This window comes from Sphingomonas sp. Leaf9, assembly GCF_001421355.1.
Taxonomy (GTDB): Bacteria; Pseudomonadota; Alphaproteobacteria; order Sphingomonadales; family Sphingomonadaceae; genus Sphingomonas.
Genome location: NZ_LMKC01000003.1, coordinates 260,246 through 274,548, shown reverse-complemented (window position 1 = coordinate 274,548; position 14,303 = coordinate 260,246). Strand labels below are relative to the sequence as shown.

Here is a 14,303-nt window from a genome sequence, read left to right as displayed (position 1 = left end):
CGTTCGCGGGGAGGGGGACCGTCCGCAGGACGGTGGAGGGGGATCGCCCCACCCGCCACCGTAGCGTTGCGGGGCCCCCCCCTCCACCACCGCGTTCCGCGGCGGTCCCCCTCCCCGTGCCGGGGAGGATCGTTTATCGCTTCTTCGGTGCCACGAAACGGATCGCCTCGCCACCGCCGGGTGCCAGTGCGATCGTCAGCGTGTCGCCCTTCTTCACCTGCCGCTGTTCGATGGTGATCGAATGGCGCGCATCGGTGCGATAGTCAGCACCCGGACCGTCGCGATAGATTTCGGCGGTATAGGTCTTGCCCGCATCGAGGAAGTCGAGCTTCACCGTGCTGCTGCGCGCTTCCTCGTCCCCGATCGCGCCCAGGAACCAGTCGTTGCTGCCCGCCGCCTTGCGCGCGATCGTTGCATAGTCGCCGACCTCGCCGTTCAGCACGCGGGTGTCGGACCAGTCGGTCGGCACGTCGCGGATGAACTTGAAGGCGGCGGGATAGCGCGCGTAGTTTTCCGGCGTATCGGCGGCCATGACGACCGGCGAATAAAGCGCGACGTACAGCGCGAGCTGCTTGGCGATGGTCGATTGCAGGAACACGCCGGGGCTGCCGGTCAGGCTCAGCACACCCGGCGTGAAGTCCATCGGCCCGCCCAGGAACTGGGTAAAGACCATGTTCGATTCATGCTCGGGCGGATTGTTGTTGCCGCCGCCCCACGCATTATACTCCATGCCGCGCCCGCCTTCGCGGGCCAGCCAGTTGGGATAGGTGCGGCGCAGGCCGGTGTCCTTGACCGGTTCATGGCTGTCGATCGACACCTTGTACCGGGCCGCGGCGTTCAGGACGCGCTGATGGTGGTTCACCATCCACTGCCCCTCATGCCATTCGCGATGCTTCGACCCGTCGGCATCGACGCGTTCGATCTGGCCGGCATCGGTGACATAGCCGGTCTTCACGACCCGCTCGCCATGGTCCGCCGCCCATTTGAACGCGGTGTCGAGCTGCCGGTCATAATTGCTGACCGACCCGCCGGTCTCGTGGTGCCCGATCAAGCGAACGCCCTTCGACTTGGCGTAGGCCGCAAGACCCGCCGCGTCGAAATCCTCGGTCGGCTGGCTGAAGTTCATGTCGTTGCCGTTGCCGAACCAGTCGCCGTCCCAGCCGACATTCCACCCCTCGACCAGCACGCCCTGAATGCCATTGGCGGCGGCAAAGTCGATATAGCGGCGGACATTGGCGGTGGTGGCGCCGTGCTTGGGCCCCCGCGCCCAGCTCCATTCGCCCTTGATCATGTTCCACCACACGCCGACGAACTTGCCCGGCTGGATCCAGCTCGACGTATCGCCCAACTTGTTCGGCTCGTTCAGGTTCAGCCCGATGCGGCTGGCGTTGTAGAGGCCCGGTGCATCGTCGGCGATGGCGATGGTCCGCCACGGGGTCGAGAAGCCGGCGGCGCGCGACACCTTGGGACCAGTCGATCCCGGCGTCAGCACCGCACGGAACGTGGTGCCCTCTGCCCGCGCCAGGTTCATCGCCGAATAATCGCTCAGCGCCGCTTCATGGATCGCGACGTTGCGACCGCTGGCAAGCTTCACCGTCATCACCGTCTGCGCGGTGCCGACTGCATCCAGCGGCGTCTTGTTGTAGAGATACTCCTCGCGGTTCCATTCGAACGCCGGCTTCCACCATGCGGTGCCCGGTTCGGCAAAGGCGAACTGGGTCAGCTCATCGGCAATATTCACCGTCGTCAGATTGGCCTGCTTGGGCAGGGTGTAGCGAAACCCGACGCCATCGTCGAACAGGCGGAACGTGACCGCCATTTCGCGCTTCAGGTTCTTGGCCTCGCGGAACGTAACCGTCAGTTCGGTGTGGTTATCGCGGATCGTCTTCCATTCACCGAACGGTTGGGTCCAGCTCGTATCGGCGCGGTCGCGCTTCGTGCCCGCAAGCGTCAGCCCGCGCTCGATCTTCGGCGCGTCGGTGAACAGGAAGCCGAGCTTGCTGTCGTTCAGCACGGCGCGACCGTCCTTGGCGATCGAATAGCTCGGCCGCCCTTCGCCATCAAGGCTGACCGCCACGGTCAGCTTGCCATCGGGCGAGGCCGCTCGCGCGACGACTTCGGCAAAGGCGGGCGAGGCCATCGCAGTCACGCCGGCCAGTGCCAGCGCCAGTTTCATCATCCTCATCGCCTTCTCCCTTATATCTGGTATCAGTCGCGCACAGCGACGCGCGCCGCGAACGGGCCGAAGCGGTCCCCGTCGACGTCGCCGATGGTTTCGATCGCGCGCGTGGCTTCGCCGCCGGCAAAGGTCGCAGGTGCGTCGGACAGGTTGAACACGCACAGCAGCCGCTGCCCGTCCAATTCACGCTCGAACGCGAAAATCGCGTCCGATGCCTCGACGATCGTCATGCTGCCCGATCGCAGCGCCGGATGGGCGTTGCGCAGCCCCAGCACCCGCCGGGTAAAGGCCAGCAGCGACTGCGGGTCGTTCGCCTGCCGGTCGACCGCCAGCGCACGGTGCGCCGGGCCGGTCGGCAGCCACGGCTTGCCCGCGCCGAAGCCGAGATTGTCGGCATCGGCCGCCCACGGCATCGGCGTGCGCGCACCGTCACGCGACAGGGTGAGCGGCCAGTTGGCGATGGCTTCGGGGTCCTGCAGGTCCTCGAACGCGATCTCGACCTGCGGCAGCCCCAGCTCCTCGCCATTATACAGGAAGATATTGCCGCGCAGGCAGGCGAGCAGCAGCATCTTGATCCGCCCGAACGCACCGGCATTCGCCGGATCGGTCAGCCAGCGCGAGACGGCACGCGGCGCGTCATGGTTTTCGAACGCCCAGCTCGGCCACGGCGCATCCTCGCCCCAATTGTCGAGCGCGTCGCGCAGGATGCGGGGGCTGAGTTCGGGCGCATAGAGGAAGTCGAAGCCATAGGCGGTGTTGAGCCGATGGTCGCCCGCGCAGAACAGCTTCATCTCACGCGTCGCATCGTCGCCGCCGATTTCGGCGACGGTGAAGCGGTCGCCATAGCTGTCGAGCAGCGCGCGGACCCGTTCGAGGAACGCCGGAATGTCCGGATGTCCCTGATTATACAGCTTGCGCTGGAAATCGAACGGGCGGGTCCGGGTCTTGCCGTTGCTCGGCATCGGCGGATTGTCGCGCAGGTCGGGGTCGTGCATCGCGAAGTTGATCGCATCCAGCCGGAACCCGTCGACACCCCGGTCGAGCCAGAAGCGCGCGGTGTCGAGCAACGCCTGCTGCAACTCCGGATTGTGGCCGTGGAGCTGCGGCTGTTCCTTCAGGAAATTGTGCAGATAATATTGCCCGCGCCGCGCGTCCCACGTCCATGCCGGGCCACCGAACACCGACTGCCAGTTGCTGGGTGGCGAGCCGTCTTCCTTGGCATCGGCCCAGACATACCAGTCGGCCTTGGGGTTGGTCCGGCTCGACCGGCTCTCGACGAACCAGGGGTGTTCGTCGCTGGTATGCGACCAGACCTGATCGATGATGATGCGCAGGCCCAGCGTATGCGCCTTGGCGATCAGCGCGTCGAAATCGGCCAGCGTGCCAAAGATCGGGTCGACATCGCAATAATCCGCAACGTCATAGCCGAAATCCTTCATCGGCGACGTGAAGAACGGCGACAGCCAGATCGCGTCGACACCCAGCGCCGCGACATAGTCGAGATGCGCGGTGATGCCGGGCAGGTCGCCGATCCCATCGCCGTTGCTGTCGGCGAAGCTGCGCGGATAGATCTGGTAAATGGTCGCACCATGCCACCACGGGCGGGCGGCGGCGGGTTCGGGGGCGATCGCCCGGACGGCAGCTTCGGTCATTATCGGGTCTCCGCGGCACATACCGCATAGCCAAGGGCAGGAAGGTCGACGCGGATCGCGCCCGGCGCGGTCACGGTGCCGCAGCGGCCGGCCAGCGCCCTAAACCGGGTAGAGGCGGTGTCGACCTGCACGTTGCGGGTGATCGGCGCATCGGCGGTGTTGAACAGCAACAGGACTTCGGCATTGCTGGTCGGATCGAAGCGCGAGATGGCGAGCAGTCCGGGCTTTTCCTCCCGCGCGCGCAGCAGTTGGCGACCGCGCGTCAGTGCCGGGGTCGCCGTCCTGATCTTCGCCAGTTCGGCGATCTGCCGATACAGCGGATGGCTCGGCGTGAAGTTCGCGGTCGCGGTGGTCGCCTTGGTACCGACCAGCTTGTTGTCGTTGTACGATGCGACTTGCGAGGCGAACATGTCCTCGCGCGCGTCCTGATCGTTGCCGTCGCCGGCAAAGCCCTGTTCGTCGCCGGAATAGATGGTCGGCACGCCGCGCAGGCTCAGCAGCATCGCGTTCGACAGCATCACGCGCTTCAGGATTTCGGCATCGCTCGCCTGCGGCCGCGCCTGTCGCAGATAGAAGGCGAAACGGCCATTGTCGTGGTTGCCGGTAAAGGTTGGCAACTGCCGCGCCGTCGCCTCGCCATTGGCATAGAGGACGTCGCCGTCGAACACCGTTTCGAACACATCGGTGCCCTTGATGCCCGCCACGCTTTGCAGCACGGCTTCGCGGAACGAGAAATCGAGGACGGCCGGGAATTTGCCCGTTTTGGTCCAGGCGGCAAGGCCCCCCGCATCGAGCGACGACAGCGCGACTTCGCCAAAGACGTGAAAGTTGGGAATGCCCCGCGCCTTGGCCCGCGCCTGCATGGCGGGCACGAACGCTGCCCAGAATTCGGGGTTCACATGGCGCGCGGTATCGATGCGATAGCCGTCGATGCCGAACCGGTCGATCCAGCTGCCGAAGATATCGATCATCCCCGCCACGACGCGCGGGTTTTCGGTCATCAGATCGTCCAGCCCAACGAAATCGCCCATCTGCGAGCTTTCGTTGCTGAAGGTCGTGTTCCCGCGATTATGGTAGTAGATCGGGTCGTTGAGCCATGCCGGCACCTTCACCGACCGCTCCGCTGCGGGTACGAACGGGGTATAGGCGAAGGACGGATCGGTCAGCTTCGCGAAATTCTCCGCCGTCTGCACGCCGTCGCCGGCAAAGCCCCGGTTTTTTCCCTTGGCGGCATAGGGATAATCGGCGCGGCTGCGATAGACGCACGCGGTCTGCCCCACGCATTCGCGATACTGGATCACGTCGGCGGTGTGGTTGGCGATGATGTCCATATAGACCTTCATGCCCCGCGCATGCGCCGCATCGACCAGCGCCTTGAACTCGGCATTGGTGCCCAGATGCGGATCGACCTGGGTAAAATCGGTGATCCAATAGCCGTGATAGCCGGCGGATTCGTTGCCCGGCCCGCCCTGCACCGCCTTGTTCTTGAAGATCGGCCCGACCCAGATCGCAGTCGCACCCAGCGACTGGATATAGGGCAGTCGCGCAATCAGCCCTTTCAGGTCGCCGCCATGGTAGAAACCCTTCGACGTCGGATCGAAACCGGTGACCAGCCGGTCGCCGGTCATGCCGCCCCGGTCGTTCGCCGTGTCGCCATTGTCGAACCGGTCGGGCAGGACGAAATAGATCACCTCGTCCTCCGGCGCGCGCGCGCGGAAATCCTGCGCGGCGGCGGCAACGGGCAGTGCGCTGGCCCCAAGGGTCAGGGCGAGGAGCAGGGATCGGATCACGCGGCAACCTTTGCATCGGGCGCCGGGCAGTGGGCGCGCAGGAACTGGTCATGGGTCGGCATCCGCGCGACCGTGGCGGCGACATGTTGCGCCGAGATGTCGAGAAACTGGTCGCGCCGTTCGGCCGGCAGCGCGGCGGCGAGCGGGTGATAGCCCCTGGCCACCACCCCCTGCCCGATCAGCAGCTGCAACCACGCCACTTCGGCAAACAGCTCATGCTCGTCACGCACGATCCGGCCGGATTGCTCGAACAGGGCGATGCGTCCGGCCAGGCTGTCGGGCAACGGCGTCGCGCGGCGCTCTCGCCAGAACGGCTCGTCCCGCCCGTTCAGCGCGTAATGCGCGATCAGGAAGTCGCGGATGCTCAGCCATTCGCGCGCCGACTGGCGGTTGAACTCGGCAATATCGGCCGCGCGTGGGGTAGCGGCCGGCCACAGCGCCAACAGCCGCGCAATGCCCGACTGCACCAGATGGATCGAGGTGGACTCGAGCGGTTCCATGAACCCGGCGGCCAGCCCCAGCGCGACGCAGTTGCCGATCCACGGCGCCTGCCGCCGACCGGTGGTAAAGCGCAGCGGGCGCGGGTCGCCCAGCGCCGCCCCGCCGAGATTGCCCAGCAAGGTCGCCGCAGCCTCGTCATCGGACAAATGCGCGCTGGAATAGACGAGGCCATTGCCGGTTCGCTCCTGCAACGGGATGCGCCATTGCCAGCCTGCCGCCCGGGCAGTGGCGCGGGTATAGGGCGTGATCGGTGCTACCGACGCGCAGGGTACCGCCAGCGCCCGGTCGCACGGCAACAGCGCCGACCAATCGTCCCAGCGATCCCCCGCCATCCGCCCGATCAGCAGCGCGGCGAACCCCGAACAGTCGATGAAAAAGTCGGCCTCGACCAGGCGACCATCGTCCAGCGTGACGCCGGCGATCAGCCCGCTCTCACCGTCCTGCGCGACGTCGACCACGCGCCCCTTGACCCGAACGACGCCCCCCGCCTCGGCCAGCTCGCGCAGATAGGCGGCGTAACGCGCGGCGTCGAAATGATAGGCCCAGGACACACCCGACGGCGCCTGCGGACTGCCGGGATCGCGGTCGAAGCGGTTCTGTGCTGCCGCGACCGCACAGGCGCTGTGCGACCAGAGCGACTGCGGCCGATCCCCGCCGCCCGCCGCCAGCCAGTAATGCTGGAACGGGACCAGCCCGACCGCGCGGCCGATCGTGCCGAATGCATGGAGGTAGCGGCTGTCGGCGCCGTTCCAGCCGGCAAATTCTATGCCCAGCTTGAAACTGCCACCGGTGCGGGCGACGAAATCATCCTCGTCGATGCCGAGATTATGGTTGAACAGGCGCAGCTGCGGGATGGTCGCCTCGCCCACGCCGACCGTTCCGATCGCATCGGATTCGACCAGCGTGACGGCGGTACCGGCGGGCAGGAAGCGGGCCAGCGCCGCCGCCGTCATCCATCCGGCCGATCCGCCCCCGATAATGGCGACGCGCCGTACCGGTTCCTGATCGATCGCCATCCCCGCCTCCATCCGTTCGGCCCGCCCGCCCCGTGCGAGGGCGGGCGGATGCAGTGCATCAGAACCGGAACGATGCCCCGGCCAGGAAGCGCCGGCCATAGCTCTGATAGTCGATCACGGCGAGGTCATATCCCGGATCGACGGTCGAGAAGCGCTCGTCGGTCAGGTTCTGCCCCTGTACGAAGATCGACAGTCCTTCGAGGACGGTGCCCTTCTGGAACTCATAGCCGACCTGCGCATCGATGATCGTCTCGTCCAGCGCGCGGCGGCGCTGGCGATTGCCACCAAAGCCCGACAGTTCGCCGACGAAGGTCGAGCGGTAGCGCGCCGATCCGCGGGTGCTGAAGCCCCACTTCTCGAAATACGCCGTGCCGTTGATGACCCACTTCGAATAGCCAGGGATGTTTTCCGGCGGCGAGTTGGGATCGGGCTTGATCTGCGTCTTGGTCCACGAACCGCCACCGGTCACGCCGAAGCCGTCGAGGAACGACGCGAACGTGCTGAGCGGCAGGGTCGCAGCCAGTTCGACGCCATAGATGCTGCCACCCTCGCCGTTGATCGGCCGGTCGACGCGGCCCAGCGTCGGCGTTCCAGCGGGGGTGCCGGTCGGCGTCGGGAACGCGAAATAATCGAATGGCAGCGTCTGGTTATATACGTAGGACTTCAGGTCCTTGTAGAAGCCCTGCGCCGCGATGTAGCCCGACCGCCCGAAATACTTCTCCAGCGTCAGGTCGAACGAATTCGATCGGATCGGACGCAGCGAGGGATTGCCGCCGCCGCCCGTAATAATCCGTTCGTTCGGATTATAGCCATAGCCCAGCGCGACGCGCATGTCGTCCAGACGCGGACGCTGCACCTGCCGCGCCGCACCGGCACGGATCACCCAGTCGCCGGGCATGCGCAGCGACAGGTTAAGGCTGGGCATGAGGTCCCAATAATCCGCGCCGCGGGTTACCGGCGACAGCGCCCCGTTGGCGGCGATCAGACCCGACGACTTCTGCTCGGTCGCGACTGCCTGCACACCGATGTTGCCGGTGAGCACCGAACCGCCGATGTCCTGGTTGATGTCCGCCTGGGCGTACATCGTCATCAGGTCTTCTTCGATCCGGAACGCCTTTGCCGGAACGTCGGGGCTGGTGTTCGGGTTCAGCTGATAGACCCCGCCCGCCAGAAGGTCGCGCGGATCGTAGCTGAGCATCGGCCCGAGACCCAGGTAGCTGAGGCTCGTCGGCTCCTTCACATACTGATCCGGAATGCGCAGCTGGCGCAGGCCACCGCTCAGCGCCAGTAGCGCTTCGTCGGGAGTCAGCGACTTGTCGCGATCGGTATAGTTCAGCCCGACCTTCACCGCGCTGAAGAAGCTGTCCAGCTCCTTCTCGACCTCGAAGCGATACTGGGCGATCCGGTCCTTGACGATGCGGTCGTTGAAATAGCCGGCCTGCAGGTTGGTCCCGCCCCAGCCGAGCGGATCGGTCAGCAGGATCAGGTTCGGATCGGAATAGTTCAGCGTCGGCTTGAACACGGTGCCGGTCTTGCCGCTGGTGAAGGAGATCGTGTCCTTCGCGCCGACATTCTGGCCGTATCCGGTGCCGGCATAGCTTTCGAGGATGATCTCTTCACGATCGGTCTTCGAATAGCTGGCGTCGAGCGTAGCGTTCCAGCCGTCGTCGCCGCGCCATGCCATGTTGTAGCCGAACGAATACAGCTTCGCCTTGCGCTCGAACGTGTCGTTGCGGACCACGCCCTCGACATTGCCGAAGGTGCCCGACGTGACGAACCCGTCGCTATTGGCGGTGGTGCCGGTCAGCTTCACGCCATTGGCATTGTTCGGATTGTTGAAATCCTGACCATAGCCCAGCGGCAGCTCGATGCCGCGCTTGATCTGGTCGTCGTTGAAGTCCGAATAGAAGCCGTCGACCGTCACGGTCAGGTTCGGCACCGGCCGATACTGCAACGTGCCCGACAGGCCGAGGCGCTTCAAACGGGTCGAGGTAACGTACGACTTCGATCCGCCGATCACGCCCTGCCCGTTGAAACCGGCATAGCCCCAGGCGTTGAATTCCTGGATCTGGTACGGTTCGTCCAGATAGTTGCCCGACAGCGCGATGCCGATCTTGTCGTCGGCAAACTGGTCGATGTACGTGCCGCTGACGCGGTAGCCCTTGTCGCGCGACCCGGCGTTCAGCTTGCCCAGATCGGCATAGGTGCCGCGCGCGCCGATCGAGATCGCCTGGCGGCCATATTCCAGCGGGCGGACGGTGCGCAGGTCGACGGTGCCCGACAGGCCCTGTCCGACCAGGTTCGCCTGACCGGTCTTGTAGACCAGCACCTGGCTCATGATTTCGGCGGGATACTGGTCATATTCGACGGCGCGGTTGTCGCCGGTCGACGTCTGCTCGCGACCGTTCAGCAGCGTGGTCGAGAAATCGGGCGCGAAACCGCGGATCGAGATCGAGTTCGACCGGCCCGAAACGCGCTGCGACGTCAGGCCCGGCAGGCGGGCGATCGATTCCGCGATCGATGCGTCGGGCAGCTTGCCGATATCCTCGGCCGAAATCGATTCGACGACCTGATCGCGATTCTTCTTTTCGGCGACGGCATTTTCCAGGCTGGCTCGGAAGCCGGTGACGACGATATCGACGTCTTCTTCGGCCGCCGGGGTCGCGGTCGGATCGGTTGCGTCCGTCTGCGCCGGTGCGGTCTGCGCGAATGCGGTGCCGGCCCCTGCCAGCAGCCCTGCGACCATCAATGCCGTGATGCTCGACCCCCGCGCCAATTTGGCGCACGTCGACGCTTGCGATGAATACCGCATGATCCAATCCTCCCCAACGATGGTTGATTCCCCGGCTCTTTCGCCCGGTTCGTCCGTACCGTCCTATTGAAACCATTGCGGGTTCTTGAGAAGCGGACAGCATACGTATTCAGTCGACACTTGCCGGTACCGATGCGTCGCCGCTACAACTGCCCGAAATCTGGATCGAAGAGGACAATACGGCATGGCGGCGGGCGACAAGCCGACCTCGTTCGACATCGCCGCATTGGCGGGCGTGTCGCAACCGACCGTCAGCCGGGCGCTGCGCGGCGACCGGACGGTCAGCGCCGCCACCCGCCTGCGGATCGAGGCGATCGCCCGCCAGCTGAATTACAAGGTCGACAAGAACGCATCCGCCCTGCGGCGCGGCAGCACGTCGACGCTGGCGTTGCTGTTCTTCGAGGACCCGGCGCCCGACGGGTCGCGGATCAACCCGTTCTTCCTGTCGATGCTGGGGTCGATCCTGCATACCTGCGGCGCGCGCGGCTATGACCTGCTCACCTCGTTCCAGCAGCTGTCCGCCGACTGGCATGTCGATTACGAGGATAGTCGCAAGGCGGATGGTCTTATCCTGCTCGGCTATGGCGATTTCGACGATTATTCGCGGCGGCTCGACCAGCTGGTGGCGCAGGGGACCCATTTCGTCCGCTGGGGATCGGCCGATCCGGCGCATCCCGGCACTGTCATCGGCTGCGACAATTTCGGCGGTGGGCGCGATGCCGGACAGCATCTGATCGATCGCGGACGCCGCAGCATCGCCTTTCTCGGCGACGCCTCCAGCCATTACCCCGAATCCCGCGACCGCTATCGCGGCCTCGCCGCAACGCTGCAGGCAGCGGGGCTGCCGGTCGATCCGGGGTTGCAGGTCGATGCACTATCGAGCGAGGCGTCGGGATATGATGCCGCCAGCCGTCTACTCGCACGGGGGATCGCGTTCGACGCGATCTTCGCCGCGTCGGACATGATTGCTCTGGGCGCGATGCGGGCGCTCAGCGAAGCGGGGTTGCGTGTACCGGGCGATGTCGCGGTCGTCGGGTTCGACGATATCCCCGCCGCGTCGCTCGCCCAGCCGCCGCTGACCACGATCCGACAGGATTATGCACGCGCCGGGGAATTGCTGGTCGACATGCTGATCCGCCGCATCAACCGGCGGGACACGGCCCCCGCCCTGCTCCCGCCCGAACTGGTGGTGCGCAAGTCGAGTTGAAGGGGTTCAGCCTGCCCACCACGTCACCCCGGGCTTGACCCGGGGTCCCGCTTCTTCTTCCAACGCCGGCCAAAAGCGGGATCCCGGGTCAAGTCCGGGGTGACGATATGGCGAACCTTGTCGCCAAACCTTTAGCAGGATGACTTCACGCTCACACGTTTGTCCTGAGTAGCCACTGAGCTTGTCGAGGGGCGTATCGAAGGACTGCCGACCAAGTGCTTCGATACGGGTCTTCGACTTCGCTCAGCCCCTACTCAGCACGAACGGGCAGGTTTCATGTCATCAAGGTCTAAATTCCGACCGAAATCTCCGTGCCCGCCACCCCCGGCACATCGACCTCGAACTGGAACAGGTTGCCTGCCAGCGGTTGCGCGGCGGCCTGTTCGGCGTCGTGATGCTTGTTGGCGGTCGTGGCGAACACCGTCCGCCGATCCGGCCCGCCGAACGCGATCTTGGTGATCGCATCGACCGGCATCCGCACCGTCTCCAGCAACTCGCCCGCCGGAGAATAGCGACGGATGCCCCAGCCGGCATACAGCCCGATCCACACGCAACCCTCGGCATCGACCGCCGGCCCGTCGGGATAGCCTTCATCGTTCGGGATCGACACGAACAGCCGCCGGTCGGTCAGCAACCCGTCCGCCGCGACGGCGCAGGCATAGACATGCCCGCCCAGCGTATCGACATGGTACAGCGTCCGTCCGTCCGGGCTGACCGCCGGGCCGTTGGTGATCGGCACCGCCGGCGCGGAAGCGACCGTGCGGCCATCGGCATCCAGGCGATAGATCACACCGGTCGTGGCGCGTTCGCCATCGTCCATCGTCCCGAACCACAGCCGCCCCGACGGATCGACCGTCGCGTCGTTCAGCCGGTTGCCCGGCAGGTTCGGTTCGGGATCGACCAGCAACTCGAACCCGCCGGTTACGGGATCGAACCGATGTAGCCCGGTCTGCAACCCGGCGATGAACTTGCCGTCGGCGGAGGGCAGCACGAACCCGCACTGCCCCGGCGCGGCCCAGCTGCGCCGTTCGCCGGTCGCCGGATCATAGCGGTGGACGCGCGGCGTCTTGATACAGCCGAACCATAGCGCCTGGTCGCGATCGACCCAGATCGGCCCTTCCAGCAACGGCGCCGACAAATCCCAGACGCTGACCGGTTCCGAACGCTGCACTGTCGTCATCTTATCGCCACCCTGCATCCACGAAGAAGCTGTGCCCGGTTACCAGCCGCGCATCGTCGGAGGCAAGGAACAGGATCATCGCCGCGATATCGCCCGCGACCAGCCGCCCGTTGAGGCACTGCGCCTTCACGATCTCCGCCTCGCCCTCCGGCGTGTACCATTTCAGCTGGCGCGGGGTGCGGACATTGCCCGGAATGACGCAGACCGACCGGATGCCGTCCCCGCCCAGTTCGCGTGCGAAGCTGCGGGTCAGCCCCTCGATCGCCGCCTTCGCGGTCTGATACAGCGTCAGTTCCTCCAGCGCGAGGTGCCAGCTGATCGATCCCATGTTGACGATCACGCCCTTGCCAGCCGCCTTCATCCCCGGAATGACCGCCTGCGCCGCGAAGAACAGGTGGCGCAGGTTCACGCCCATCCGGTTGTCCCAATAGGCTTCATCGACCTGCTCGATCGAATGGCGGTCGTCGCTGGCGGCGTTGTTGACCAGCACGTCGAACGTGCCCCCGTCCGCAATCGCCTCGGCGATCGCCGCCTTCAGCGCCGCGATGTCGGTCAGGTCGACCCGCTTGAACGTCGGCACCGGGCCGGCGCCGGCCAGTTCCTCGATCAGCGCCAGCGAATCCGCCTCGGCGATGTCGAAGAACGTAACCTGCGCGCCCTGCCGCACGAACCCCTCGACCACGCCCGCGCCGATCCCCGATCCGCCGCCGGTGATGAGCACGCGCTTGCCGGCGAGCGACGGGTAGGAGGCGCGGGCTTCCGGCGCGATTGGGTAGGCGAAATCGTCAGGCGACATGGGGAGTTTCCAGCAGAGAGGGTTCAGGCGGCGATCAGGCCGCGGCGCGCAAGGTTGCGCATCAGGTCGCGAATGCCGAAGCCCCAGGGCTCGGCCGCCTTCGACGTGGTAACAGTGTTGGCCAGCTCACCCAGCGAGGGGGTGGAAATGCGTACCACATCGCCCGGCTTGTGGGTAAAGCCACGGCCGGGTTCGTCGCGATCCTGCACCGGCGCGAACAGCGTGCCGAGGAACAGGACGAAGCCGTCGGGATATTGATGCTCGGACAGCGTCTGGCGCACCAGATCCTCCGGATCGCGGCTGATCTCGCGCATCGTGCTGGTGCCGGTCAGGACATAGCCTTCGGGACCATCGATGCGCAGGTCGACGACGGCATTGCGTACCGTGTCCATGGTGAAATCGCCGTCGAACAGGCGGATGAACGGGCCGATGCCCGTAGAGGCGTTGTTGTCCTTCGCCTTGCCCAGCAGCAGCGCTGAGCGCCCTTCGAAATCGCGCAGGTTGACGTCGTTGCCGAGCGTCGCGCCGACCGCCTTGCCATCGCTGGTCGCGACGATCACGATTTCCGGCTCCGGATTATTCCACGACGAATCCGACCGGATGCCGACCTCGCCACCCCAGCCGATTGTCGACAGCACCGGCGCCTTGGTGAACACCTCCGCATCGGGGCCGATCGCGACCTCCAGATATTGCGACCACATCCCCGCCTCGATCAGCGCGGCTTTCAGCTCGGCGGCTTCGGCCGATCCCGGCTTTACCGAACGAATGCCGCCGCCGATGCGCGCTTCCAGATCGCCGCGAATGCCCTGCGCCGCATCGGCGTCGCCCCGCGCGCGTTCCTCGATCACGCGTTCGAGCGCCGAGACGGCAAAGGTCACGCCCGCCGCCTTCACGCATTGCAGGTCGATCGGCGACAGGATCGGCGGATGCGCGCCATTCGGATCGGCCAGTGCCGCCACGTCGCAAACGACCGGGCCGTCGAGCGTCGCCACGTCGCTGCGTTCCAGCAGGTCGGCGACGGTCGCGGCATGCGCCGATACGTCGATGACCTTGCCCCCCTTCAGCACTACCGGCGTCGGCCCGTCGGGCAGTTGCATCCGGCCGACCAGCAGCGCCTTGTCGTGATCCGCCGGCAGCATCCGCGCGGCATGTTCGGTCTTCATGTCCACC

Annotated in this window: 9 protein-coding genes; 1 reads left to right on the top strand and 8 read right to left on the bottom strand. The window is 65.8% G+C overall.

The features are described 5' to 3' along the window. Positions 1 to 133 precede the first annotated feature (133 nt). From ASE58_RS09185 to ASE58_RS09165, 5 genes are read right to left on the bottom strand one after another with little or no spacing between them, the layout of a single operon-like run. On the bottom strand, positions 134 to 2,179 hold the full coding sequence (locus ASE58_RS09185; protein ID WP_082467848.1) for a glycoside hydrolase family 97 protein: 2,046 nt from the start codon (positions 2,177 to 2,179) through the stop codon (positions 134 to 136). Positions 2,180 to 2,208: 29 nt separating this feature from the next. Next, on the bottom strand, positions 2,209 to 3,831 hold the full coding sequence (locus ASE58_RS09180) for an alpha-glucosidase family protein (protein WP_055820230.1): 1,623 nt from the start codon (positions 3,829 to 3,831) through the stop codon (positions 2,209 to 2,211). Then, positions 3,831 to 5,618, bottom strand: coding sequence for an alpha-amylase family glycosyl hydrolase (locus ASE58_RS09175; RefSeq protein WP_443024656.1), 1,788 nt, complete (start codon positions 5,616 to 5,618; stop codon positions 3,831 to 3,833). Before ASE58_RS09175 ends, ASE58_RS09180 begins: the two co-directional genes overlap by 1 nt. Next, positions 5,618 to 7,138, bottom strand: coding sequence for a tryptophan halogenase family protein (locus ASE58_RS09170; protein ID WP_055821040.1), 1,521 nt, complete (start codon positions 7,136 to 7,138; stop codon positions 5,618 to 5,620). The genes ASE58_RS09175 and ASE58_RS09170 overlap by 1 nt, the downstream gene beginning before the upstream one ends. Positions 7,139 to 7,196: 58 nt before the next feature. Further along, complete coding sequence (locus ASE58_RS09165) at positions 7,197 to 9,950, bottom strand: TonB-dependent receptor (RefSeq protein ID WP_055820225.1); 2,754 nt, start codon at positions 9,948 to 9,950, stop codon at positions 7,197 to 7,199. A 184-nt stretch (positions 9,951 to 10,134) separates the two neighbouring features. On the opposite strand from ASE58_RS09165, the gene ASE58_RS09160 reads away from it, so the two are divergent. Continuing rightward, positions 10,135 to 11,157, top strand: coding sequence for a LacI family DNA-binding transcriptional regulator (locus ASE58_RS09160; protein ID WP_055820222.1), 1,023 nt, complete (start codon positions 10,135 to 10,137; stop codon positions 11,155 to 11,157). 289 nt (positions 11,158 to 11,446) lie between these two features. On the opposite strand, the gene ASE58_RS09155 is transcribed toward ASE58_RS09160, so the two are convergent. Genes ASE58_RS09155 through ASE58_RS09145 form a run of 3 tightly spaced genes read right to left on the bottom strand, consistent with a single transcriptional unit; the run spans position 11,447 to position 14,296 of the window. Next, a complete protein-coding gene (locus tag ASE58_RS09155) occupies positions 11,447 to 12,337 on the bottom strand; it encodes an SMP-30/gluconolactonase/LRE family protein (protein WP_055821038.1) in 891 nt (296 codons plus the stop codon). 1 nt (position 12,338) lies between these two features. Next, positions 12,339 to 13,133, bottom strand: coding sequence for an SDR family NAD(P)-dependent oxidoreductase (locus ASE58_RS09150; RefSeq protein WP_055820219.1), 795 nt, complete (start codon positions 13,131 to 13,133; stop codon positions 12,339 to 12,341). Between the two features lie 23 nt (positions 13,134 to 13,156). Continuing rightward, positions 13,157 to 14,296: a fumarylacetoacetate hydrolase family protein gene (locus ASE58_RS09145; RefSeq protein ID WP_055820215.1), complete on the bottom strand. Its 1,140-nt coding sequence runs from the start codon at positions 14,294 to 14,296 to the stop codon at positions 13,157 to 13,159. Positions 14,297 to 14,303: the final 7 nt, after the last annotated feature.